The organism is Streptomyces noursei, from assembly GCF_001646665.1.
Lineage (GTDB): Bacteria > Actinomycetota > Actinomycetes > Streptomycetales > Streptomycetaceae > Streptomyces > Streptomyces lavendulocolor.
This window is the reverse complement of the sequence record NZ_LWBU01000047.1, coordinates 1-305: the sequence shown is the minus strand read 5'-3', so window position 1 is coordinate 305 and position 305 is coordinate 1. Positions and strand designations below refer to the sequence as shown.

Below are 305 nucleotides of genomic sequence, written 5' to 3'. Positions count from 1 at the left end.
GCCATGGCGCCCTGGGGCGCCCCCCGGAGCGGCGGACCAGAACCCCCGGGCCTCTTCCGCCCCGCCCTCCTCGCCGCCCCGGCCCCCGCCGTGCTCGCCGCCCGCGCCCGGGGCGGCCGCCTCTTCGCCGGGGCGGTCGCCCCCCGCGGTGCCGCGCCGGGCGCCGCCCGGGGCGTGTTGGGCGTGTCCACCGTCTTCGGCACCGCCCCCTGGCCCGGCTGCCTCGCGGCCCTCCCCCGCCGGTGGCCCGGCACGCCCGTGGTCGGCTACGAGCACGGCGACGACCTGACGACCGCCCTCCGCCA

General features: G+C 83.9%; 1 pseudogene. It reads left to right on the top strand.

The window, feature by feature from the left end:
* Positions 1-305 (top strand): annotated as a pseudogene (locus A4V12_RS39885) (hypothetical protein); the annotation flags it as partial.